The organism is Sorangium sp. So ce375, from assembly GCF_051473855.1.
Taxonomy (GTDB): Bacteria; Myxococcota_A; Polyangia; order Polyangiales; family Polyangiaceae; genus Sorangium.
This window is the reverse complement of sequence record NZ_CP150335.1, coordinates 10,114,116-10,137,478: the sequence shown is the minus strand read 5'-3', so window position 1 is coordinate 10,137,478 and position 23,363 is coordinate 10,114,116. Positions and strand designations below refer to the sequence as shown.

Annotated in this window: 20 protein-coding genes; 9 read left to right on the top strand and 11 right to left on the bottom strand. The window is 70.5% G+C overall.

All coding sequences use genetic code 11. From position 1 onward, the window contains the following. Positions 1 to 66 precede the first annotated feature (66 nt). Genes WME90_RS37860 through WME90_RS37845 form a run of 4 tightly spaced genes read right to left on the bottom strand, consistent with a single transcriptional unit; the run spans position 67 to position 4,759 of the window. On the bottom strand, positions 67 to 1,299 hold the full coding sequence (locus WME90_RS37860; RefSeq protein WP_437276944.1) for an ABC transporter permease: 1,233 nt from the start codon (positions 1,297 to 1,299) through the stop codon (positions 67 to 69). Beyond that, the gene (locus WME90_RS37855) at positions 1,296 to 2,516 is read right to left on the bottom strand and encodes an ABC transporter permease (protein WP_437276943.1); all 1,221 of its coding nucleotides are present in this window, start codon (positions 2,514 to 2,516) and stop codon (positions 1,296 to 1,298) included. The genes WME90_RS37860 and WME90_RS37855 overlap by 4 nt, the downstream gene beginning before the upstream one ends. Further along, positions 2,513 to 3,280, bottom strand: a complete 768-nt coding sequence (locus tag WME90_RS37850; protein ID WP_437276942.1) for an ABC transporter ATP-binding protein — start codon at positions 3,278 to 3,280, stop codon at positions 2,513 to 2,515. The genes WME90_RS37855 and WME90_RS37850 overlap by 4 nt, the downstream gene beginning before the upstream one ends. A gap of 36 nt (positions 3,281 to 3,316) precedes the next feature. Further along, on the bottom strand, positions 3,317 to 4,759 hold the full coding sequence (locus tag WME90_RS37845; RefSeq protein WP_437276941.1) for an efflux RND transporter periplasmic adaptor subunit: 1,443 nt from the start codon (positions 4,757 to 4,759) through the stop codon (positions 3,317 to 3,319). Here WME90_RS37845 and WME90_RS37840 point away from each other — a divergent pair. The 7 genes from WME90_RS37840 (at position 4,758) to WME90_RS37810 (ending at position 9,325) form a co-directional block, all read left to right on the top strand. After that, a complete protein-coding gene (locus tag WME90_RS37840; RefSeq protein ID WP_437276940.1) occupies positions 4,758 to 5,459 on the top strand; it encodes an FKBP-type peptidyl-prolyl cis-trans isomerase in 702 nt (233 codons plus the stop codon). The two genes, WME90_RS37845 and WME90_RS37840, sit on opposite strands and share 2 nt — an antisense overlap. 40 nt (positions 5,460 to 5,499) lie before the next feature. Next, positions 5,500 to 5,730 carry a hypothetical protein gene (locus WME90_RS37835; protein ID WP_437276939.1) on the top strand — a complete coding sequence of 77 codons (231 nt, stop codon included), beginning with the start codon at positions 5,500 to 5,502 and terminating at the stop codon, positions 5,728 to 5,730. After that, positions 5,727 to 6,029, top strand: coding sequence for a DUF1844 domain-containing protein (locus WME90_RS37830; RefSeq protein WP_437276938.1), 303 nt, complete (start codon positions 5,727 to 5,729; stop codon positions 6,027 to 6,029). Before WME90_RS37835 ends, WME90_RS37830 begins: the two co-directional genes overlap by 4 nt. A 101-nt stretch (positions 6,030 to 6,130) precedes the next feature. Then, entirely contained in the window at positions 6,131 to 7,177 is a 1,047-nt protein-coding gene (locus tag WME90_RS37825; RefSeq protein ID WP_437276937.1) for a S1C family serine protease, read from the top strand. A gap of 107 nt (positions 7,178 to 7,284) precedes the next feature. Beyond that, on the top strand, positions 7,285 to 8,085 hold the full coding sequence (locus tag WME90_RS37820) for a sigma-70 family RNA polymerase sigma factor (RefSeq protein ID WP_437276936.1): 801 nt from the start codon (positions 7,285 to 7,287) through the stop codon (positions 8,083 to 8,085). Then, a complete protein-coding gene (locus WME90_RS37815; RefSeq protein ID WP_437276935.1) occupies positions 8,082 to 8,807 on the top strand; it encodes an anti-sigma factor family protein in 726 nt (241 codons plus the stop codon). Before WME90_RS37820 ends, WME90_RS37815 begins: the two co-directional genes overlap by 4 nt. Further along, positions 8,807 to 9,325: a hypothetical protein gene (locus WME90_RS37810; RefSeq protein WP_437276934.1), complete on the top strand. Its 519-nt coding sequence runs from the start codon at positions 8,807 to 8,809 to the stop codon at positions 9,323 to 9,325. The genes WME90_RS37815 and WME90_RS37810 overlap by 1 nt, the downstream gene beginning before the upstream one ends. A 92-nt stretch (positions 9,326 to 9,417) precedes the next feature. On the opposite strand, the gene WME90_RS37805 is transcribed toward WME90_RS37810, so the two are convergent. The 7 genes from WME90_RS37805 to WME90_RS37775 all read right to left on the bottom strand — a co-directional run bounded on the left by WME90_RS37805 (position 9,418) and on the right by WME90_RS37775 (position 20,712). Beyond that, positions 9,418 to 10,617 carry a sensor histidine kinase gene (locus WME90_RS37805; protein WP_437276933.1) on the bottom strand — a complete coding sequence of 400 codons (1,200 nt, stop codon included), beginning with the start codon at positions 10,615 to 10,617 and terminating at the stop codon, positions 9,418 to 9,420. Continuing rightward, positions 10,614 to 12,635 (bottom strand): PAS domain S-box protein, encoded by a 2,022-nt coding sequence (locus tag WME90_RS37800; RefSeq protein ID WP_437276932.1) that lies wholly within the window; start codon positions 12,633 to 12,635, stop codon positions 10,614 to 10,616. The genes WME90_RS37805 and WME90_RS37800 overlap by 4 nt, the downstream gene beginning before the upstream one ends. Positions 12,636 to 12,740: 105 nt before the next feature. Further along, on the bottom strand, positions 12,741 to 13,763 hold the full coding sequence (ruvB, locus tag WME90_RS37795) for a Holliday junction branch migration DNA helicase RuvB (RefSeq protein WP_437276931.1): 1,023 nt from the start codon (positions 13,761 to 13,763) through the stop codon (positions 12,741 to 12,743). A gap of 83 nt (positions 13,764 to 13,846) precedes the next feature. Beyond that, a complete protein-coding gene (locus WME90_RS37790; RefSeq protein ID WP_437276930.1) occupies positions 13,847 to 15,766 on the bottom strand; it encodes a sensor histidine kinase in 1,920 nt (639 codons plus the stop codon). After that, positions 15,763 to 17,325, bottom strand: a complete 1,563-nt coding sequence (locus WME90_RS37785) for a sensor histidine kinase (RefSeq protein ID WP_437276929.1) — start codon at positions 17,323 to 17,325, stop codon at positions 15,763 to 15,765. The genes WME90_RS37790 and WME90_RS37785 overlap by 4 nt, the downstream gene beginning before the upstream one ends. An 86-nt stretch (positions 17,326 to 17,411) precedes the next feature. Continuing rightward, entirely contained in the window at positions 17,412 to 17,987 is a 576-nt protein-coding gene (locus tag WME90_RS37780; RefSeq protein WP_437276928.1) for a GNAT family N-acetyltransferase, read from the bottom strand. A 4-nt stretch (positions 17,988 to 17,991) separates the two neighbouring features. After that, positions 17,992 to 20,712, bottom strand: coding sequence for a serine/threonine protein kinase (locus WME90_RS37775; protein WP_437276927.1), 2,721 nt, complete (start codon positions 20,710 to 20,712; stop codon positions 17,992 to 17,994). Positions 20,713 to 21,404: 692 nt separating this feature from the next. On the opposite strand from WME90_RS37775, the gene WME90_RS37770 reads away from it, so the two are divergent. Beyond that, positions 21,405 to 21,743 (top strand): P-II family nitrogen regulator, encoded by a 339-nt coding sequence (locus tag WME90_RS37770; protein WP_012239819.1) that lies wholly within the window; start codon positions 21,405 to 21,407, stop codon positions 21,741 to 21,743. A gap of 142 nt (positions 21,744 to 21,885) precedes the next feature. Then, positions 21,886 to 23,298, top strand: coding sequence for a type I glutamate--ammonia ligase (glnA, locus tag WME90_RS37765; RefSeq protein ID WP_437276926.1), 1,413 nt, complete (start codon positions 21,886 to 21,888; stop codon positions 23,296 to 23,298). Positions 23,299 to 23,363: the final 65 nt, after the last annotated feature.

Sequence of the window (23,363 nt, the reverse complement as noted above, 5' to 3'; positions counted from 1 at the left end):
TCCGCCTCCATCCAGCCTCCGCGCCGGTGGTGCGCGGAGGCTTTATTTACCCCCAGTTACTCCCGATTACTCCCGCCCGAGCGCGTTCACGGGATCCATCCGCGCGGCCCGCCGCGCCGGGAAGAACCCGAAGACGAGCCCGATCGCCGTGCTCACCCCGAGCGCGATCGCGAGCGCGGTCGGCTCGAGCCTCATCGGCCAGCCGAGCGCGCTCGCGAACCCGAGGATGACGCCGTATCCGAGCGCGCTGCCGACGATGCCGCCCAGCGTGGCGAGCACGAGCGCCTCGAGCAGGAACTGCAGCAGGATGTCGATCTCCCGGGCGCCGATGGCCATCCGGATGCCGATCTCCCGAGTGCGCTCCGTGACGCTGACCAGCATGATGTTCATGACGCCGATGCCGCCGACGACGAGCGACACCGCCGCGATGCTGACGAGCAACGCCGAGAGCGCCGCGAAGATCGCGTCCTGCATGGCCTGGAATTCCGCCTGGCTCCGGACGGCGAAGTCGTCCTCGTCGTTCTCGCCGATGCGGTGCCGCTGGCGGAGGATCGCCTCGGCCTGCTGTCTGGCGCGCTCCGACGTCTCGGCCGACGTCGAGCTCAGCAAGATGGCGTGAACCTCTCCGGGCCGCGTGGCGACGACGTGCGACCGCATCGTGGTGATGGGCATCAGCACGATCTCGTCCTGGCTCTGCCCGAAGGGCGACGCCCCCTTCTCCTCCAGCACGCCGACCACGCGGTACATCTGGCGGCCGATCCGCACCGTCCGGCCGACCGGATCGAGAGAGCCGAACAGCTCGCGCGCGGTCTGAGCCCCGAGCACGACGACCTTCTCGGAGAGGTTCTCCGAGGCAGGGCTCCACGGCTCTCCTTGCGCGACCTTCCAGCTCCGGATCTCGAAGTAGTTAAGGCGCGTCCCGACGAGCGTCGGGCTCGCGTTCTGGCCCTCGTAGATGACCTGGGCGCTCGACCGGAGGAACGGCGCCACGAGCCGGATGCTCGTCGACTCGCGCGCGAGCGCCTGGCCGTCGAGCTCCGAGAGCTTTGTGCCCGCGGTGCTGCGGACGCCCGAGGCGCGGGCGGAGCGGGCGAAGACGATGAGCGAGTTGGAGCCGAGGTTCGAGATCTGCGCGTTGACGTTGGCGCGCGCGCCGCTCGCCAGCGCCGTGACGATGACGACGGCCGCGACGCCGATCGTGATCCCCAGGATCGTGAGCCCGGCGCGGAGCTTGTTCCGGCGGACGGCGCGCAGCGCGATCGCGACCGCCGAGGAGACGCGGGTGAGCGTGGCGCTCATTCGTGCCTCAGCGCGGCGATGGGATCCTGACGGGCCGCGCGGCGGGCGGGGAAGAACCCGAAGACGATCCCGATCGTCGCGCTCGTCCCCACCGCGACGACGATCGCGCTGGCCGGCAACGTCATGTTCCAGCCGAGCATCGCGGCGAGGGCCTTGATGACGCCGAGCCCCGCGCCGAGCCCAAGCACGCCGCCGATGAGCGACAGGGTGATGGCCTCGACAAGGAACTGGACCAGGATGTCGCCCTCGGAGGCGCCGATCGCCATGCGGATGCCGATCTCGCGCGTCCGCTCGGTGACGCTGACCAGCATGATGTTCATGACGCCGATCCCGCCGACGAGGAGCGACACCGCGGCGATCGAGGACAGGAGCATCGTCAAGGTGTCCAGGATCCGCTCCTGGGACGCTCGAAACTCCGCCTGCGTTCGGATCACGAAGTCCGGCTCGGCGTCCGGCGCGATCTCGTGGCGCTGCCGGAGGATCCTGTCGATCTGCTCGACTGCGCGATCGACGGTCCGCTCGCTCGTGGCGGCCGCGACGAGCATCTGCACCCTGCCCGGCGCGCTCGGTACGACCCGTGAACGGAAGCTGCCGATCGGCATCAGCAGCCGGTCATCCTGGTCCTCGCCGAAGGGCGATTGCCCCTTCTTCGCGAGCACCCCGATCACCCGGAACGGGTGCTTGCCGATCCGGACGTACTGTCCCACGGCTTCGCCTGAGCCGAACAGGTTCTCCCGGACGGTCTCGCCGATCAGGCAGACCTTCGTCTTGAGCTGCTCGTCGGCCTCGGTCCAGCCGTCTCCCATCCCGATGCCGTACGAGAGGATCGACAGGTAGCTCCGCGTCACGCCCATGACCTGGGTGGCGACGTTGGCCTCTCCGGCCACGACCTGCATCGACGTCGAGCTGAACGGGCTCAGCGTCGCCACGCTCGTCGACTCCTTCAGGATCGCGACCCCGTCGGCCTCCGACATCCTCGCGCTCTCGCGGCGCCGCAGCCCCGACGCCTGCGTCGACTGCGGGAAGATGTAGATCGAGCTCGCCCCCATGCCCGAGATCTCGCCCAGGACGCGGTTGCGCACGCCCGTCCCAAGCGCCACCACGATCACCACGGCCGAGACGCCGATCAGGATGCCGAGCACCGTCAGGGCGGCGCGGAGCTTCGAGCGGAGGATGGCGCGCAGCGCGATCCGGACGGCGGCGAGGTAGCCCCTCACGGCGAAAGCTCGTCGCTGTGCGTCTCGGCGAGCGGCAGCGCGGCCAGCGCCGCCGCCGCGTCGACGGGGCTATCGTTCCTGAGATCGCTGCGGATCTCGCCGTCGCGCATCGTGATCACGCGGCTCGCGCAGGCCGCGATGTCCGGCTCGTGCGTCACGAGGACGATCGTGATCCCGCCGCGGTTCAGCCGCTGCAGGAGCCCGAGCACCTCGTAGCTCGTGCGTGTATCGAGGTTGCCCGTGGGCTCGTCGGCGAGGAGCAGCGGCGGTGAGGTGACGAGCGCCCGCGCGATGGCGACGCGCTGCTGCTGCCCGCCCGAGAGCTGGTTCGGCGTGTGGTGCAGGCGCTCGGCCAGCCCCACGGCGCCGAGCGCATCGAGCGCGCGCTTGCGCCGCTCCGCCACGCCGACGCCCCGGTAGACCAGCGGCAGCTCCACGTTCTCGAGCGCCGTGGTGCGCGGCAGCAGGTTGAAGCCCTGGAAGACGAACCCGATCAGGCGGTTCCTGACGATCGCGCGCGCGTCGTTGCTGCGCCGGGTGACGTCGAGGCCGTCGAGGCGGTACGTGCCCTGCGTCGGTCGATCCAGACACCCGATGATGTTCATCAAGGTGCTCTTGCCCGAGCCGCTCTGCCCGACGATCGCGACGAAATCGCCGTGCTGGATGGTCAGATCCACGTGCCGGAGCGCCCTCACGATGACGGCCTCGGTCGTGTAGTCCTTGCCGACGCTCGAGAGCTCGATGAGCGGCTCGTCTCGGGGCATCGCGGCGACGCCTTGGCTCTGGGGCAGCATCACGCCTCAGAACAGCCGAGGGCCGCGCCCCCTGCCGCTCGCGGAAGGATCGTCGTTCTCGTCGGTGACGACCTTGAGCGGCCCGAGATCGGACGCCAGCGCGGTGAAGATGCCGTCGGTGATCCCGACGTCGACGACGCGCGGCTCGATCTTCTCCGCTCCCGGCGTCGCGTCGGTCAGCACGTAGACGCGGCCCTTCTTCGGCGGGAGCGGCTCGAGCGGCGGCGCCTTGACCTCCTTGCCATCCTTGTCGCGGGCCGGGGCCGGCTTGAACCGGAGCGCCGCGTTCGGCAGCCGCCGCACCCCCCTGGCCTCGGCAGACCGGATGCTCACCGTGGCCGTCATCCCCGGCCGGAGCTTGACGTCGGGGTTGTCGACCTCGACGACCGCCGCGTACGTCACGACGCCGGACTGGTTCAACGGGCTGTAGCGCACCTGGCTCACCGTCCCTCGGAACGTCTCGCCGGGGAACGCGTCGACGCTCACGTCCGCCGCCATGCCCTCGTGGAGCCGCCCGACGTCCGCCTCGTCGATGTCGGCGAGCACGCGCATCTTGCGTAGATCCTGGGCGATCACGAAGAGCGTGGGCGCCTGGAAGCTCGCCGCCACGGTCTGCCCGGGGTCGATCGCGCGGCTGATGACGACCCCGTCGATGGGCGAGAAGATGCGCGTGTACTGGAGGTTCGTCGTGGAGGAGCGGAGCACCGCCCTGAGCTGCGCCACCTGCGCTTTCGATGCGGCGATGTCGGCGAGCGCCACGTCGTACGCGCCCTGCGCCGTGTCCAGATCGGCCTGCGAGCCCACCCCCTCCGCAACCATCTTCCTGGCGCGGTCGAGCCGTTGCTTGGCGGTCCCCAGCGAGGCCTCGGAGCGCACGACGCTCGCGTTCGCCGCCGCGACCTGCGCCTGGTTCGAGTCGATCTGCGCCCCGAAGAGCGTCGGATCGATCTCGGCCAGGACGTCGCCGGCCTTCACGATGCTGTTGAAATCCACGTAAACTTTGGTGATCCGCCCCGAGACCTGAGCGCCGATCTGCACCTCGGTGAGCGGCTTGACCTGCCCGGTCGACTGGACGACTTCGAGCACGTCGCCCGTGCTGACGTCGCCCGTGACGTAGCGTGGCGGCGGCGGGGGCCTCGTCCGGATCCTCCACACGACGAGCCCCGCGACGACCGCTGCGATCGTCGCGAGGACGCCGAGCCGCCCGAGCCAGCGCTTCGTGCCCACCCGGGAGAGCTCCTGCTCCAGGCTCTCCTTCCCGGACCGGGGACGCGGGCCGCCCTCGCGCGGGCCCTGGGCTGCAGCGCCACCGGGGGGGGCGGGAGCGGCCGAGGCCGGTCCCGCCTCGCCTGGCGACGCCTCTCCAGGACGGAGGCCCTCCCTGCCCGCGGTGGCCTGCGCAGCAGCGGGCGACGCGCCGAGGGGGTCGCGACCGGTCGCTCGAGCCATGGAGTCCGCCATCGCACGTCCTCATAGCACGCTGCCGCGCGGGTGCGGCTCGCTTGAAACCGCGGAACCGCCGTGGCAGACCAACCGCCGCACCATGGAGTCGCTGCCCATCGCAACGGATACGGTCGTCACGCTGTCCTACGTCCTTTTCAACGAAAACGGTGAAACGGTGGACGAGGCGTCGACCGCAGAGCCGCTCGTCTACACGCACGGCTATGCGCAGATCGTGCCCGGATTGGAGCGCGCCCTGGAAGGGCTGCACGCTGGCGAGCAACGCGACATCACCGTCGAGCCGGAAGACGCCTTCGGCGAGCGCGACGACGCCGGCATCTTCGACGTGGACAAGGCGGATTTCCCCGATGGGGGTGCTGTCGAGGTCGGCGACGAATTCGTCGCCCAGGGGCCTGACGGCTCGCCGGTCGCGCTCCGGGTCGTCGAAATCCTCCCCGAGGGCTTCCGGGTGGATACGAACCACCCCCTGGCCGGCCAGAAGGTGCGCTTTCAGGTCCAGGTCAAGGACGTGCGCGCCGCCAGCGAGGAAGAGATCGCGCAGGCGCAGGCCGAGCTCGAGGAGCGCATCGAGGATTCCGAGAGCGGGGGGTGCTGCGGTCACGACCACGACCACGACCACGACCACGACCACCATCACGAGCACGGGGATGGGGAGGTGCTCGTGACGCTCTCGAAGAAGTCGTCATAAGCCCGCCGCGAACTGGTGGGTTGTCCGAGGAGATCACATCATGACCGTAGGTGAGAAGGGCAAGCTGACGGAGCTGCAGCTCGATCGCCGGGTGCGCGAGCGCCTCCTGGCGAGTGGGACGCTCAACGCGGGGACCATCGAGGCGCACCTCGCGAGCTTGCCGGATCTGGAGGAGCAGGCCGAGGGGATCGCCGTCGATCAGCCGGCGCTCGGCGCGTCAGCGCAGGGATCGCGGATCGAGCCCGAGCTCGACGACGAAGGGTCCGAGTGAGCGACGCGAAGGATCGGGAGGAGCTCCCACCGCTTGGGAGCCCTCCGGAGCTGCCGACGCTCGACTTCTCGACGTTCGTGTTGTCGATCATTGGCTCCGCCTACGTGCACCTCGGCGACGCGCCCAGCCCTGACGGCAGGGAAGAGCAGAACCTGGTCCTAGCGCATCAGGACATCGATTTGCTGTCGCTGCTCCAGGAGAAGACGAAGGGGAATCTCTCGGGCGACGAGGAGCGGTTGCTCGAGCAGGCGCTCTACGATCTGCGGATGCGCTACCTCGAGGTCTCGAAACGATCGTGACCGCCGGCGTCAGGGCTCTCTCGTGGGTCCTCCTCGCCTGGCTGGTCGCCTCGTGCAGCAAGGCCTCTCCTGGCCACTCCTCCAGCGCAAGCAGCTCCGCCGTGCCGACAGGGCCCGTGCCGGTAGCGACCGTCCCGCCGCCCCCGACCGCGCCGCCTCCTCCATCGATCGTCCGCTCCGAGGGCATGCCCGGCTCCTTCGCGCCGCTCGCGCGCAGGGCCGATCCTGCGGTCGCGACGGTCAAGGCGCGCGTCGAGCGGCAGCAGCACCCCGGCGGCCGCCGTCGCACGGTCGCGGAGGGGCTCGGGACGGCCTTCGTCTATGATCCCGAGGGCTTCCTGCTGACGAACAACCACGTCATCGAGGGGGCGACCGACATCCTCGTGAGCTTCGTCGACGGCCGCGACATCAAGGCGACCGTCATCGGCCGCGACAAACACACGGACGTCGCCGTGCTGAAGGTCGAGGAGAAGGGGTTCCCGTCGCTCCCCCTGGGCGACTCGGATACCATCGAGGTCGGCGACTGGGTGGTCGCGATCGGCAACCCCTTCGGCCTCTCCCACACCGTCTCGGCGGGCATCCTCTCCGCCAAGGGCCGCACCCGGGACGACGTGAAGGGGCTCGACCCGAGCGGCTACTTCAACTTCCTCCAGACGGACGCGAGCATCAACCCCGGCAACTCCGGCGGCCCACTCCTGAACCTCAAGGGCGAGGTGGTCGGTATCAACGCGGCCGTGCGCGCCAACGCGAACAACATCGGGTTCGCGATCCCGATCAACATGGTCCGGCAGCTTTTGCCGATGCTGCTGCGCGACGGCAAGATCCGGCGCAGCCAGGTCGGGGTGATCGTCGACGTCCTCAACTCGATCGAGGCGGGGCGGCTCAAGCGCCCCGATCGAAAGGGGGCGTGGGTGAAGACGGTGGTGGCAGGGGGACCCGCGGACCGGGCTGGAATCGCGCCGGACGACGTGATCATCGGCTTCGAAGGACAGAACATTTCCGACCCGAACGAGCTCCGGTGGATGGCCAGCATCGCCGGGGTGAACAAGATCGTTACGCTCCGCGTCGCGCGGCTCGAGCGGGTCTTCGATGTCCGCCTCACGCTGGGCGAGCTCCCCGAGCTCAGCGATGAGGCCGAGGAGCCGTGAGCCGGGCCGTCTGCCGCCCGGCACGTCCGCCGGCCGCCGCGCGCCGCGCGTGGCCGTCTGCTCCGCGACGACCCTCGTACCCCAACCTCCTCAGGTAAGCTGACCCCGTGGCCTCTGTATCTTCCCCCCCGGACGAGCTCGATCTCGTCGCACCTCCCGGCGATCCCGGCGAGGGCGATGCGGAAGGCGACGACCCGTCCGCCGAGGGCGACCACCGCGAAGCGAAGCTGCTCCACCCGCGCCTGAATAGCGCTTCCACCCGTGCGTCCAATCGCGAGGCGCGACGGCGGGAAGCGGAGGAAGATCGTGAGCTCATCGAGCGGGCGCAGAAGGGGGACCAGGCGGCGTTCCGCTCGCTCGTGGAACGGCACCAGCGCAGGGCGTTCGCGATCGCGATGGGGCTCGTCCGCGACGAGAACGACGCGCGCGAGCTGGTGCAGGACGCCTTCCTCCGGGTCTACAAGGGCCTCGGCTCCTTCCAGGGGGGCTCCTCGTTCTTCACCTGGCTCTACAGGATCGTCACGAACCTGGCGATCGACCTCATGCGCAAGCCGGGACGCCGCGACCTCGAGCTCCAGGAGAACCAGGCGGCGGATGAGCAGTCCGACTTTCCGCTCGTCGCTCGGATCGACGGCGCGGACCCCCTCAACGTCGTCCGGCGCCGGGAGATCGCCGGGCGCATCCAGGCCGCGCTCGACGCGCTGCCGCCCTACCACCGAGGCGTGATCCTGATGCGGGAGGTGGAGGGCATGTCGTACGAGGAGATGGCTCAGGCCATGGGGGTCTCGAAGGGGACGATCATGAGCCGCCTGTTCCACGCCCGTCAGAAGCTTCAGCGCGCCCTCGCGGACTGTTACGCGGAGGAAGAGGGCAAGGCCCCAGCAGAGGACCCGGAGGAGATCGCGTGAGCACCGCCAACAGCAGCAAGGCGAATCACGGAGAGGCGAGCGTCCCGCCGACGGACCTGGAGCTGATGCTCTATGTCGACGGTGAGCTCGATGAGGCTCGCCACCGGCAGGTGGAGGAGTACGTGCTCCACGACCCGCGTTGCCGAGCGAAGGTCGCAGCGCTCGTCACCGCGGCCGACATGGTCCGGGACAGCGCGCTGGCCTCCAGCGCGGCCGACGGCATCGCCGATGGGGTGATGGCGAAGATCCTCGAAGGGCAGGGGGGCGTCGCGCGGGCAGAAGGGGACTCCGTCGTGCGGCCTGTCGCGTCGCTGCCGTCGGGCGATCCGCCCCGCGCCCGGGCGCGGCTCCAGGGATCGCCGGCGAACGACAACGCGCGCGGGATCTTCGCGCTGACGGCGCTCGCGGTGGCGGCGGCGGCCGCCTTGATGGTCTGGGGCAAGATGGGCGTGGAGACGCCCACCGCGGAGCTGACGAGGTCGGCGCCCTCTGCGTTGCTCGCCCCGCCGCCCGCTGCGCCCTCCGCGTTGCCTGAGGCGCCGGCGAAGGAGCCCGCGGCCGCGCCGAGCGTCGAAGGGGAGGTCGAGCCCGGCGTCGAGATCGCCGCGGTCGATTTCGGGGCACGCATGGGCACCATCTTTTACGTCCCGAGAGAGGCCGTGGCTTCAGGCCCGGCGACCACGGTGGTCTGGCTCTCCGATGACGGTCCGGGAGGACAGTGATGAGATTTCTTGCGAGTGCGATCACCGCGACCATGGTCCTGGCGCTCGGCGTGAGCCCTTCCCCCGTTGTCGCGCAAGAGAAGGCGCCGGCCCCTGCGCAAGCGGCGCCCTCGGACGCCACGATCACGTCCGAGATCGTGATCCTCCACGCGACGAACGACGGGACCGGCATCGATCCGAAGATCGGCAAGATGCCCGAGCTCGGGAAGCCGCCGTTCTCGGCGTACAACAGCTACAAGCTCCTCGAACGGCTGAAGATCAGCCTGCAGAAGGGGAAGCCGACCACCACGAAGCTGCCGAACGGCAGCGTCCTCATGGTGTCGCTGAAGGACGTGGTGGCCGCGAAGAAGCAGGACGAGCCGAGGCGCTTCGTCATCAGCGCGAGCATCCAGCAGCCGCGCGGCAACACGTTCCTGCCGCTGCTCGAGGTGAACGCCAAAGCCGGCGAGAACTTCTTCGTGGCAGGTCAGCAGCACATGGGCGGCGTGCTCGTGCTCGGCATCAAGGTCGCGCCTTAGAGCGGGGCGCACGAGGATGCGCCCCGCTCAAAACGCCTGGCTCGGTCCGCCCCACCGGGGCAGGCTCTGCGCCGAGGGAAGCTCGCGCCTTCTCAGCGGCGGCCGGAGGACGGCAGCGCGATCGGCAGATCGAGAGAGAAGACCGTCCCGCGCGGGGCGCGCGCGTCCGCGCGGATGCTGCCGCCGTGCGAGGCAACGATGTTCCTTACGATGCTCAGGCCTAGCCCGGTGCCGGTGCCATCTGTCTTCGTCGTGAAGAAGGGGTCGAAGATCCTCGGCAGGTGCTCGGGCTCGATCCCGTGCCCGTCGTCCCGGATCGTGACCGTGATGTAGCCGTCCTCCGGGGATATCGCGGTGGCGATGCCGAGGCAGCCGCCGTGCTCGTGCATCGCGTGCGCGGCGTTCGTGAACAGGTTCACGAACACCTGCGTGAGCGGGTCGATGACGCCGCAAACCGGAGGGATCTCCCCGAAGCATCGCTCGACGGTGACGCCCGTCTGGTCGAGGAGGTGCTCGCAGAAGATGAGCGCGCGCTCGATGATGTCGTGGAGCGAGACGGCGCCCGGCTTCTCGGTCGAAGGCCGCGCGTAGGCGATCAGATCGCGCGAGAACCGGCGGATGCGATCCGCCGCGTCGTTGATCCTCGCGAGCCGCTCGATGTCCGAGGGATCGAAGCCGCAGCGCTCGCCCTTGCGGCGCAGGTACTCGGAGTAGGCGAGGATCGAGGTGAGCGGGTTGTTGAGCTCGTGCACGACGCCGGCGGCCATCTTCCCGAGCGAGGCCAGCTTCTCGGCCTGGATGACCTGAGCGCGCAGCGACTCGTGCGCGCGGGCCTCGCGGAGCGACGCTCCCAGGGTGAGCACGAGCCGATCGACGAGCGCCTGGATCGGCGCGCTGTCGAGGTACGCGGCGTCGTCGGCCGCGATGTGCATCGTCGAGCGACCTCCGGGCTCGATGGCCACGACGCGCTCGAACGCGAACTCCGGGAGGAGCCGCGCCGGATCGCGGCCGTCGTCGCGGCGAGCGCGCGGCGAGACCCGGACGGCCACCTGCGCACCCGTCGCGCCGGGGATGTAGACGCCGAGGCCGCAGGCCGTGAGCACCTTCGCGGCCGCGCCGAGCAGCGCCGAGGCGCGCTGCTCGATGGAGGCGGATGGATCCAGCTCGCTCGACGCGATCAGCAGGCTGTCCACCCACTCGAGCGGGATGTCTCGGGTGAGGGGCTTCCGGAGCGTGACGGGAGCGTCGGACAACGGCTGCTCCCCCAGGCGCTCCGCGGTCTTTCCGCTCACCCGATCACCCTGTTCGGGTCGTCGCCGCTCGACCGATCGAGATCGATGATCTTCGCGGCGCCGACATAGGATTTCGTCTCGTAGCGGGTGATCTTGCCGATCTTGCGGACGATCTCCGCCATCCGCTCGGCTTCGCTGCGGATCGTGGTCGCGGCTCCCTTGATGGGCGACGCGTCGTCGATCCGGCGGCAGATCAGCTCGGCGTAGCCGAGCACGCTGGTGAGCGGCTGGTTCAGCTCGTGCGCGGCCGCGCCCGCGAGCTCGGCGATGATGGCCTGCTTCTCGCGAGCGCGGAGCTCCTCCTGCGCCTCGGTGAGGCGAGCCTCCATCCGCATCCGCTCCCGCAGATCCGTGAAGATGCCGACGGAGCCGACCGGGACGCCGTTCTCGAAGATCAGCGCCGCGGAGAGGTGCACCGGGATGCGCGACCCGTCCCTGGCCAGGACCTCGGTCCGGTAGCCCTCGAGCCGGCCGGGGCCGCCGTGCTCCTTCGCGTGGATGAGCCTCATGATCTGCTCGGCGTTGTGGTCGGGGTAGAGCGCGCGGGCGTTCATCACGCCGACGACCTCCTTTGCGTCATACCCGTAGATCCGCTCGGCGGCGCGGTTGAAGAGCAGGACGACGCCCTCCATGTTGGCCGAGACGATCGCGTCGACAGAGCTGTCGATGACGCGCTCCAGGAACTCCTTGGTCTTGGTGAGCTCCGCCTCGGTGGCGCGCTCCGTGGTGACGTCGCGGAAGCTGACCAGGACGGCGCCGCTCTCCTCGCGAAGGACGCTGCTGAAGCTGAAGCTCAGGATGAGCCGCTCGTGCTCGCCCCGCCTCACGGTGAAGTCCACCATGTGCGGGAACGATCCCGTGGCGAAGCCGGCCCGGATCTCCTCGAGGAGGGGGTGCTCGCGGGCGTCGACGAGATCGGCCAGGTTCGCCCTCTCTAGGTCCTCGGCCGTGCGCCCGGTGATCGTCTGCGCGCGCGGGTTGGAGAAGAGGATGTGGCCGTCGGGATCGACGACGATGATGCCGTCGGCCGTCGAATAGAAGAAGTCGGCGTAGCGCTGGAGCGCCTTCAGCCGGCGCTCGGCCTCGAACCGGGCGAAGGTGCTCTGCTGCGTCTGATCGCGGAGCGACTGCAGGATGCGCGCGTTGCGCAGGGCGATCGCTGTGGCGCTCGCGACCGTGCGCGCAAGCGAGAGCTCGTGCGCGTGGGGGGCCACCGGCTGGCGGCCGCGCAAGAAGAGCACGCCGAGCGGCTTGTCCTCGAACAAGATCGGCAGGAGCGCCAGCGAGCGGAAGGCGTTCTCCGGGAGCTCCGCGCGCACGATGTCGAACAGCGGGTGCGCCTTCGCGTCGTCGATCACGAGCACGTCGCCCGTGCGCATGACGCGCTGGATCTCCGGGTACTTGCCGAGATCGATCGGCAGATCCCGCAGCTCCTTGTCGTCGCTCGCGGCGACCACGTAGCCGACGTCGCCACCGTCGCGCACGAGGACGATGCTGCAGCGATCGACGCGCGCCACCTCGGCGATGCGCCGCACGACCGTGAAGAGGATGTTCCGGAAGTCGAGCGTCGAGGAGAGCGCCTGCGTGAGCTCGAGGACGACCTTCGCGTCGTGCTCTTTGCGCGCGAGCGCGTCGACGTAGTCCCGGATCCGGAGCTGCCCGCGGATGCGCGCGATGAGCTCGGCGGGGCGGAACGGCTTTCGGATGAAATCGTCCGCGCCGAGCTCGAAGGCGCGGGCGACGTCCTCGTCCGCGTCGAGCGCCGTCAGCACGACGACGGGGACGTCCTGCGTCCGAGGGGCGTCCCGCACGGCGCTGAGGACGACGTAGCCGTCAGGGGGCGGCATCACGAGATCGAGCAGCACGAGCGCGGGCACGCTCGCCTTGAGCCACGCGAGCGCGTCCGCGCCCGACGTGACGGCGACGGCCTCGATGCCGGCGTCGGCCAGCGCGTGCAGCAACATCTGCCGGCTGACGGCGTCGTCGTCCACGACGAGCACAGGATCACGGCGAGGCACAGGCTAAGCTTAGCGATTCCAGGCTGGAGCGATGAGAGAATTCCGGGCGTCGGCGCGTGCTGGCGCGTGTTGCGCACTGCATTGCGCGGCCTGCGCGGCGTGGGATCAGGAGAAGAGATCCCCCTGCTTCGTCGCCGGAGCCGCGATGCCCAGGTGCTCGTAGGCGCGACGGGTCGCGACCCTGCCGCGCGGCGTGCGGCCGACGAAGCCCTGCTGGAGCAGGAACGGCTCGTACACGTCCTCGATCGTGTCGCGCGGCTCACTGAGCGCCGCGGCCAGGGTGTCGATGCCCACCGGGCCGCCGTCGTAGTGATCGATGATGACGCGCAAGAGCCGGCGATCCATCTCGTCGAGGCCGGCCGCGTCGATCTCGAGCCGCTCCGCGGTCTTCTGCGCGATCGCGATCGTGATCGCGCCGTTGCCCAGCACCTCGGCGAAATCGCGGACGCGGCGCAGGAGGCGGTTCGCGACGCGCGGGGTCCCCCGCGCGCGCGCGGCGATCTCGCGCGCTCCCCCGGCGTCGATCGGCACGTCGAGCAGGCCGGCGCTGCGCTGGACGATGCGCTCGAGCTCCTCGACGGGGTAGAAGTCGAGGCGGACGACGTGGCCGAAGCGCGACAGGAGCGGCGCGGTGAGCAGCCCGGTGCGGGTCGTCGCGCCCACGAGCGTGAAGGGCTTCAGCGCGAGCTGGATCGTCGTCGCGTACGGGCCGTCGCCGGTCATGATGTCGATGTTGAACGACTCGATCGCGGGGTAGAGGCTCTCCTCGACCGCCGGCGTGAGCCGGTGGATCTCGTCGATGAACAGCACGTCGTTGCGCTCCAGCTTCGTCAGCAGCCCGGCCAGCGCGCCCTTGTGCTCGATCGCGGGTCCGCTCGTGACGTGGAGGGCGACGCCCATCTCGCGGGCGAGGATGTGGGCGAGCGTGGTCTTGCCCAGGCCGGGCGGGCCGCAGAACAGCATGTGATCCAGCGGCTCGCGCCGCCGGCGCGCGGCCTCGACGAAGACCTTGAGGTTCTCCGTGTGCTTGGTCTGACCGACGTACTCGGCGAGCGAGGCAGGCCGGAAGAGGCGGTCGAAGCGATCGTCGTCGCCTGCCTCGGCAGGAGAGAGCGCCCGTTCAGGCATGCCACGGGGTTACCGCGTGCAAGCGGCGAAGGGAAGCGATCCGCGCGGCGGTAGCGCCGGTCGGCGCGGGGCTCTGGTCGAGCTCAGCCGAGCGCGGGGACCGAGGACAGGCGCGGGCGGCGAGGGGGCGGGACGCGCGGCAGACGAGCGCGGCAGAGCGGCCGGCCGTCGGGGGCGCCGTCCACCTCGAGAGAGCCGCCGTGGAGCTCGATCACCGACCGCGCATGGCTGAGGCCCAGCGTCAGGCCGCGCCCGCGCGCCGTGGTCTGCCGGCTGAACAGGGCCTCGAGCTCGTCGGGAGGAACGTCGCGGCTGCCGTACTCGATGTCGATGCGGACCTCGTTGTTGAACTCGCCGGCCATCGTCGCCGTGAGGCGAACGAGGCGCGCCGACGGGTCGGCCGCGCCGGTCCGGAGGGCGTGCGCGACGATAACCGCGATCGCGCGCGTCGCGTACGCTTGATCGACGGGGATCAGCGGCAAGGTGTCGCCGACCTCGATGACGACCTCCCCGCCAGCGTCGCTCGCGAGCTCGCGCGCCTTGCGGAGCGCGCCCGCGATGAGCCAGCCGACGGACGTCGGCTGAGGCTCGAGGGTGAGCTGCCCGGCCTCGACGCGGGCGGCGTCGAGGATCGACTCGATGAGGCCGAGGAGCTCCCGGCCGCGCGTCGCGATGAGCTCCAGGCTCTCGCGCTGCGCGGGGGTCAGATCCTCCTGCCCCACGAGCTCGGCGAACCCGAGGATCGCGTTCAGCGGGCTCTTGAGGTCGTGGCTCACGCTCGCGAACAGGAGGCCGCGCATGCGCTGCGCCGCCTCTCGGGCCTCGAGCGCGCGCTCCTGCGCCGCGGCGAAGACGCGGAAGCGCTCGGCGAGGTCCTCGATGGCGTGCCCGAGCCGGGCGACGACGGCGAACCGGGCGGGGCGCGCGATCTGGGTGGCGCCGCGCAGCACGCTGTCCGTGCCGAGCAGGCGCACCTGCTTCGTGGCGTGCACGAGATCGGCCGCGAGGACGCGCCCGAACAGGTTGCCGAGCGCGCCGGCGACCAGCACCGCGAGCAGCGCGACGAGCGCGCCCCAGATCGCGGCGGAGGGCTCGAGGTCGGCGGAGAACCGGGTGTTGACGCAGCCGTAGTCGAGCGGCGTGATCACGGCGATCTGCCCGTCGGCTTCACGGCCGAAAGAGGGCTCCGCGCCCACGCAGTCGTGCTCCACGCGCGCGAGGAACCCGAACTCCGCCGCGGAGGCCACGACGTCGTTGCGGCCGGCCGCGTCGATGGCCCCGAGCGACGGGTCGAGCGCCGTGCGCGCGACGAGCCCCGCGGTCGTGCGCCGGCTGCGCTCGATGAACGTCTGGAGGTGCGCGTTCGCGATGAGCACCGCCCCGACGCCGACGAGCAGCACCGGCGCGGAGACGGCCAGGAGCAGCTTGGAGGTGACCCGTCGGCGCGGCGTCTGGTAAAGCTCGGCGGTCTCGAGCAAGGCGCCGATCGCCTCGGCCGGGCTGATCTCGAAGAGGCTGAACGCCGCGGCGCGCGTCAGCACGTAGTGCGGGATCGCGGACGCGCTGAGGATCGTGATCGCGAGGATGAGCAGGCTGACGGCGCGGCCGTCGTCGAGCTTCTCCGGCCTGATCCCCGGGATCATCATCAGGCTCGAGATCGTCGAGCTCGCCAGCACGAAGCGCAGCGCCAGCGAGGTCGGCAGCCCGGCGAACCGATCGAGCTCCTCGTGATCGATGTCGCGCGAGCCGATCACGAGCGCGCGCAGCAGGTTCTGGTGGGTGCGCAGCCGGAGCAGCGTCAGCAGCGTGGTCGCGCAGATCGCGACGAGCGCGATCTTGCCGCCGACCGAGAGCACGCTCGCGGCGACGCGCTGCTCCAGGATGAGCAGCTTCGGAGCGAGCGCCGCGATCGCCCCGAACGCGGCGACGCCGACCAGGGCCTGGCGGACGAGCACGCGCCTCGCGAAGTGGATCGCGTCGTCCCTCATGCGCTCCTCGGTCATGCGATCCTCCCTGGGGGGCCGCCGGCGCCGGGGTCGTTCACCGGCGGCGCCGCCACGTCGGGCGCGGGCGGGGTCGGCGCGAACAAGGGCTGCTGAGTGATCAGCATCGGCAGGGTGATCGTGAAGGTCGAGCCCCGCCCGAGCTCGCTCTCGAGCTGGATCGTCCCGCCGTGCATGAGCACGAGGCGCCGCGCGATCGAGAGCCCGAGCCCCGTCCCCGCCCGGCGGGAGCGCACGTCGCCGGTCTGCCGGTACTCCTCGAAGACCGCCGACGTCTCCTCTGGCGGGATGCCGGGGCCGGTGTCCTGGACGACGATCGCCGCGTAGCGGCCGCGCCCCGTGATGTTGACCGTCACCGAGCCGCGCGCAGTGAACTTGACGGCGTTCGAGATGAGGTTCGTCAGGATCTGCCGCACCCTCCGCGGATCGGCGTGCGCGACCAGGGCGTGGTCCCCGGTGACGCGGAGCTGGAGGGGCTTGTCGCGCGCCGCCGCGGACGCCTCCCGCATCACCTGGTCGACGAGGGCGCGGAGGTTGACGGCGCGGCGGGAGAGCTGGAGCTTGCCCGTCTCGAGCGCCGAGAGGTCGAGGATGTCGTCGATGAGCGTGCGCAGGTGCTCGCCGCTCTGCCGGATGACCGACAGCGCCTCGCGCGCGTCCTGGCTGAGCGGCCCGTCGACCTCGCTCTCCAGGACGTGCGCGAACCCGAGGATGGCGTTGAGCGGCGTGCGGAGCTCGTGGCTCAGCCCCGCGAGGAACGCCGAGCGCTCGCGGTCCATCGCGGAGGCCTGCTGGAGGTCCGCCCGGTAGGTGCGCTCCGCCGCGGCGAAGCGGGTGATCAGGAGGTTGAAGGCCGCCGTCAGGAGGCCGACCTGGTCGAGCGACCTGATCGGCACGGGCTCGGCCTGGATCACGTCGGTGGGCGACGCGCCCTGTCCCTGTCCGCGCGCCATGGCCGTGATGCGCTCGCGCAGGTAGTCGACGTCATCGCGCGCCGACTTGGTGAACGAGAGCGCGACCGCGACCGCCACGCCGAGCAGCAGCATCGTGAGCGCCGCGACGGCGTTGCCGAGGGCGAGCGAGTCGGGCGGCGGGGTCGGCGCGGAGACGAAGGTGAGCACCGAGAGGTGGGAGAGCGGCGGGTGCAGCGGGCGCGCCGCGAACCGGACGCGGCCTAGCGAGGTCGTCGTCTCACCCTTGCCCTTCGTGAGCATCTGGACGATGCCGGCCCTGGACGGCACGCCGAAGCTCTCGTTGACCAGCACGTGGCCGCCCTGCTCGACGAGCAGGATCTCCGACCCTGCCCGCCGCGCCGCCTCCCCCAGGAACGCTGCCCGCTCCCCCTCGATGGTCCCGCGGAGCCGCGCCGAGAGCGTCGCGGCCAGCACCTCGGCGCGCAGGCTCGCGGCCTGATCGCTCATCTTCGCGAGCTGGCCGATGCCTATGAGCGCGATCGCCACCGCCGTGGCGATCCCCACGACGATTACGATCGCAGGCGCGAGCGGCACGAGCGGCGTCGTGCCGCGGGGCCAGCGGATGAGGCGACGACGGCGGGCCACGGCGGAGTCAGGATGCTAGCGCGCTTCGGGCGGCGCACGGGCCACCTCGGGCGCCCGGAGCGCGCGAGCGCCCTCGTGGACGGGCCTCACCTGGGATCGGTCGCCAGGAGCGCGAAGACGGAGTGGTCGAGCCAGCGGCCATCGCACCACTCGGCCTGCCGGGCGATGCCCTCGAAGCGGAAGCCGAGCCGGCCGATGACCGCGAGGGAAGGGTGGTTGTCCGTCGCGGCCGCAACGCGCACGCGGTGCGCGCCCATGTGGCCGAACGCGAACCCGAGCGCGGCCCTCGCGGCTTCCGTCATGAGGCCGCGCCCGGTCGCCTCCTTGCGGAGCCAGTAACCGAGCTCGCAGGAGCGGTGCAGGTGTACGCACGCCTCGAGCCCGACCACCCCGGCGAGCGAGCGGTGCGCGCGCTCGCGGATGACGAAGCGCAGCGCCCTGCCGTGATCCCAGTCGGCGGCGCACGCCTCGGCGAAGCGCACGCTCGCGGCCGGATCCGTGTGGAACTGCACCCAGGGCAGCCAGCGCTGGAGGTAGGCGCGCGAGCCGTTGACCGCGAGCCAGAGCTCGGGCCCGTCGGACGGGTCGATCGGCACGAGGATCAGCCGCTCGGTCTCGATGGGGCGGGCGCGGACCTCGCTTCGAGGTGGGAGGATGAGCATGGGGTCACCGGCACTGGATGCGGGCGGCGTAGGGCTCGAGATGACCCGCCTCGTAGTCAAGCCAGGCGACATACCACTCTCCGGGCTTCGCGCCGGGGCTGATCGAGGGCGCCGGCTGATCGCCGCTGACGCGGGCGAATTTCGTGGGCGCGCCGATGCCGTCGCGGGTGATCGACGCGGTGATCATGCGGCCCTGCTCGAACCAGACCAGCTGGGCCTGGCCGCTCGGTGCGATCGCGATCGACGGGCGCGCGCCCGCCTTCGAGAACCGCTTGCGCCAGAGCGGCTGGCCCTTGGCCGGATCGATGTAAGCGGCCGATGCACCCCCGAGCGGCGCCTCGCCGTGCCAGACGACGAAGCAGCCGCTCGCGCCGCAGGCGAGCGAGGGGCTGTCGCTCCGGACCCGATCGCTGTTCACGAGCGACAGATCGCCGAGCGCGCGGTCGGCGCGCTTGCCGGGGCTGGCCGGCGGGAGCCCCTTGCCGGCGTTCGCGAGCGCGAGGCGCATGTACTGGATGACCCGCGTCGGCTCGCGATCGAAGCGGAAGGCGACGTGCATCGCGTCGTTCGTCACCGCCACCGAGGGGAAGCGGACGCGCGGCTTCGAGGGGCCCGTCGGGGTGACGTCGGTCAGCCGGATGATGTCGCCCATCGGATCGAGGTTCGGCGAGAGGCGGCGCATGAAGAGGTCCTCGGAGGCGTTGTCGCCGTCGTCCGACCACGCGATCAGGAACCCCTCGGAGGAGCGCGCGAGCGAGGGCCACGAGTTCCCTCCACGAGGGAAGGGCGCGACCATGACGGCGGGGCCGTCGATCCGGCCGTTGGCGTCGAGCCAGCGCACGTGCACCCCGGCCTCCGGCCCCTTGCCGTCCCAGTACGTGAGCACAAGCCGATCGCCGGTGGAGGTCAGCTCGGGGCGCCCGATGGCGCGGCCCTCCGGCGTCACGTCGAGCGCCGGCGACGACGGCCGCAACGCGCCGTCCAGCGTCGTCGTGTACGCGTGCTCGGTGCCCTCGTGCGAGTCCGTCCAGGTGACCACCGCGCCGCGCGGCCCGAGCGCGATCGAGGGCCGGCTTGCCCCGACGGCGCGGCCGCCCTCGCGCACGAGATCGTGCGTGCGCGGCCTCGCGAGGCCGGTGAGCGCGCAAGGCGCCTTGCCGCTCGCGTCCTTCAGGGCGACCTGCACGTGCTCGAGCAGGGTGCGCGGGACGGCGTGGTTGCCCTTCTCCTGAGCGTCCTTCAGCAGCCTGACCGCCGCCTTGAGATCGCCGGCGGAGACCGCCTCCTGCGCCTGCGCGACGAGCGGCGGCCACGCCAGGCCGGGCGGCTCGACGCGGGCGTCGGCGCGCGCCGGCACATTTGTCGCGGCCGAGGCCGAGGGGGCGCCGGTGGCCGGCGGTCCTGCGGTGCTGGACGAGACGGGCGGCAGGGCCGTCGGCTTGAGGAACTGGCGGTACCCCGCGTACGCGCCGCCCGCGACGAGCGCGAGCACGCCGAACAGGACGAGCGCGCGACCGGCGCCGCCTCGCTTCGGCGGCGATGCGTGCGCCAGCGGATCGGGGACCGAGGTCTCGCCCGAGCCCCCGGAGAACGTGATCTGCTGCCCCGCGCCCTGGCTCACGCGCCCGGCCGTCGCGGCGCCGTGCGGGCCCGGGCTGTCGAGCCCGGCGAGCGGGTCACCCCCGCCGCGCTCCGCCGGCCCCGACGGTACGGTCCGCCGCGATTCGTTGGGGGTCACACGGACGACCCCAGGCGGGTCGAACGAGAGGTCGATCGGCGCGTCGCCGTTCGTCGCGGCGAGCCCCACCTGCGACGGCTCCGCGCCGCGGGTCGGCTGCGCGACGCCGAGCGCGACCGACAGCTCGTCGGCGAACTCCTTCGCGGTCTGGAACCGGCGATCGATCGAGCGGTCGAGCGCCTTCTCGAACCACGTGGTGAAGCTCGCCGGGAGATCCGGGCGGAGCGCCGCGGGCTGCGGCAAGGGCGCGTTGGCGATCTGCGCGAACGTCATCGCGACGCCCTGCTCGGTCTGCCAGACGGTGCGGCCGGTGAGGCACTCGTAGGTGATGCAGCCGAGCGCCCAGAGATCCGCGCGGTGATCGACCGCTCCCTGGCCGCGCACCTGCTCCGGGCTCATGTACGCCGGCGTTCCGAAGACCGCGCCCTCGCGGGTGAGGCGCGCCTGCGCGTCGCCTCCATCGACCGGCGCGTAGAACTTCGCGAGGCCGAAATCGAGGATCTTCGCGCAGAGCCGACCCTCCTCGTCCTTCGTGAGGAAGATGTTCTCCGGCTTGAGGTCGCGGTGGACGATCGAGGCGGCGTGCGCCTTGGTGAGCCCTCGACACACCTGGGACACCACCGTGACGGTGGTCTCGGGGTCGAGGTACCTGATGACGGTCATCCGCTCGTACAGCGACTCGCCTTCGAGGAGCTCGAGCACCAGGAAGGGGCGCCCGTCGTCGAGCTTGCCGGAGTCGTAGACGTCGCAGATGAAGGGGCTGCGGATCGACGCGGCGGCCCGGGCCTCGCGGAGGAAGCGCTCGACCACGACGGCTGAGGTCGTCAGCTCCTGGGCGAGCACCTTGATCGCCACGCGCTTGCCGATGTCGATGTGCTCGGCCTCGTACACGGCAGCCATGCCGCCGCGCCCGATCTCGCGTGTGATGCGGTATTTTCCGGCGAGGACCGTGCCTACCGGGATCTTCGCTTTGTTCGGCAAAGCCATCAGGCAGGGCTGTCCCGCGACTGGATTCGCCAGCGCAGCCTATTCGAGCCGCGTCATAAGAACAAGGCGAGCGCGGCATGACCTGTCAGGGAGGGGCCCCGCCCCGCCACCGGCGCCGCAGGAGCGAGCTCAGCCGTTCCAGGACGGCACCGTGGAAGCGGATTCCACCCCGGGCCGCATGAAGGAGGCCCGCCTCCGGTGCCGTCGTGACGGAACCGCGCTCCACCCCCCGGTGCTGCCGCTACTTCAGTAAGTGACGGAGCACCCCTGGCGCCGACACCGCGCAGGCGAGCTCTGCAGCGTACGGGTTGCGCAGTGTAAAAAAGTAAGCGGGCTCCGATTTTCGGACGCCCGATGCACTTTTCTCACGCACGCACGATGCGCGAAACATTCCGGAAACATGAGCTTGGGTACACCAGCCTGGACCTTCGGTCGCGCGCCAGCGTCCGGGGTGAAGGGTCGCCGATCCGGCTCTGCTGGATGGGTCCCTGAGTCGTTGACAGTGTCGGGGCAAGGCTCGGTCGACAGGGCCGCCCCCGTCACGGATCGGAAGCCGGGCGGCGCCCGGCACATCGATGGGAGGCCGCCGGCGGAGGCGTCCCCCCTTTACCGGCTCTGCTCCGGCGGGGCCTTTCGGGTGAGCGCACGGGTTTTCTACCCTGGCGGGCACCCGGTCACCACAGGCGTGCGCAATGAAAAAGGTCGAGGCGATCATCAAGCCGTTCAAGCTCGACGAGGTCAAGGACGCCCTCGCCGAGGTCGGGATTCAGGGCATGACGGTGACCGAGGTAAAGGGCTTCGGTCGGACCGGCGGCAAGAAAGAGGTCTATCGCGGGTCGGCGTATGTCGTCGACTTCGTGCCGAAGGTGAAGGTCGACATCGTCGTGCCGGACAGCATGGTCAGCGACGTGATCGACGCCATCGAGAAGAGCGCCAAGACGGGCCGGATCGGCGACGGAAAGATCTTCGTCGTCCCCGTCGAGGAAGCCGTTCGGATCCGGACGGGGGAGCGCGGCGAGGACGCCATCTAGGAGGCGCGCCGCCGGCAGAGCGTCAGAGGCATTCGAGGCGGGTCACAGGCTCGAGGCTCGAGGAGCAAGAAGCGCGAAGCGAGCACGAGCACCGTCGAGTCACATACAGCGAGAGCAGCGAGTCAGCGAGGTAGAGAAGATCATGAAGGCGAAAGATGTCGTCGCGTTTGCGAAGGAAAACGACGTAAAATTTGTCGATCTGAAGTTCATCGATCTGCCCGGCATCTGGCAGCACACGACCATCCCGGCGTCCCGCCTGAACGAGGATCTCTTCGAGGAGGGGATCGGCTTCGATGGCTCGTCGGTGCGCGGATGGCAGCCGATCAACGCGAGCGACATGCTGATGACGCCCGATCCGTCGACGGCGAAGCTCGACCCGTTCCATGCCCAGAAGACGCTGAGCATGATCTGTAAGATCAGCGACCCGGTGACCGGCCAGCCCTACGGCCGCGACCCGCGGTACATCGCCCAGAAGGCCGAGAACCACCTCCGCGCGAGCGGCATCGCCGACACGTCCTACTTCGGGCCCGAGGCCGAGTTCTTCGTCTTCGACTCGGTCCGCTACGAGAGCTCGCAGCGCGGCGCCTTCTACGAGATCGACAGCGACGAGGCGGTCTGGAACGCCGGCAAGGCGGGCCCGAACCTCGGGCACAAGATCCGGTCGAAGGAGGGCTATTTCCCCGTCGCGCCGACCGACACGCTCGGCGATCTGCGCGGGGAGATGATGTCCACGCTGATCGAGACCGGCATCGCGGTCGAGGTCGGTCACCACGAGGTGGCGTCGGCCGGCCAGTGCGAGATCGGCATCAAGTTCTCGACGCTGACGGCGATGGCCGACAACCTCATGTGGTTCAAGTACGTCATCAAGAACGTCGGCCGCAAGAACGGCAAGTCGGTGACGTTCATGCCGAAGCCGCTCTACGGCGACAACGGCAGCGGCATGCACTGCCACCAGTCGCTCTGGAAGGAGGGCAAGCCGCTCTTCGCCGGCGACGGCTACGCCGGGATGTCCGACACGGGCCTCTGGTACATCGGCGGCATCCTGAAGCACGCAAAGGCGCTCGCCGCGCTCACCAACCCGACGACGAACAGCTACCGCCGGCTCGTCCCGGGCTACGAGGCGCCCGTGAACCTCGCGTACTCGAGCCGCAACCGCTCGGCGTCGATCCGCATCCCGCTGGCCCCAGGCAACAGCCCGAAGGGCCGCCGCATCGAGGTCCGCTTCCCGGACGCGAGCTGCAACCCGTACCTCGCCTTCGCTGCCATGATGATGGCCGGCCTCGACGGCGTTCAGAACCGGATCGATCCGGGCGACCCGCTCGACAAGGACATCTACGCGCTCTCGCCCGAGGAGCTGAAGGAAGTGCCGCACATGCCGGGCTCGCTCGACGAGGCGCTCGGCGCCCTCGAGCGCGATCACGAGTTCCTGCTCCGCGGCGACGTCTTCACCCGCGACATCCTCAAGACCTGGCTCGATTACAAGCGCGAGCGCGAGGTCGACGCGGTCCGGCTCCGCCCGGTCCCGCACGAGTTCTTCCTCTACTACGACGTCTGATCGCCCCCCTCCCCGAGGGCAGCGCAGGCGCCGGCGCAAGAGAAAATTGCGCTGTGATCCTCGCT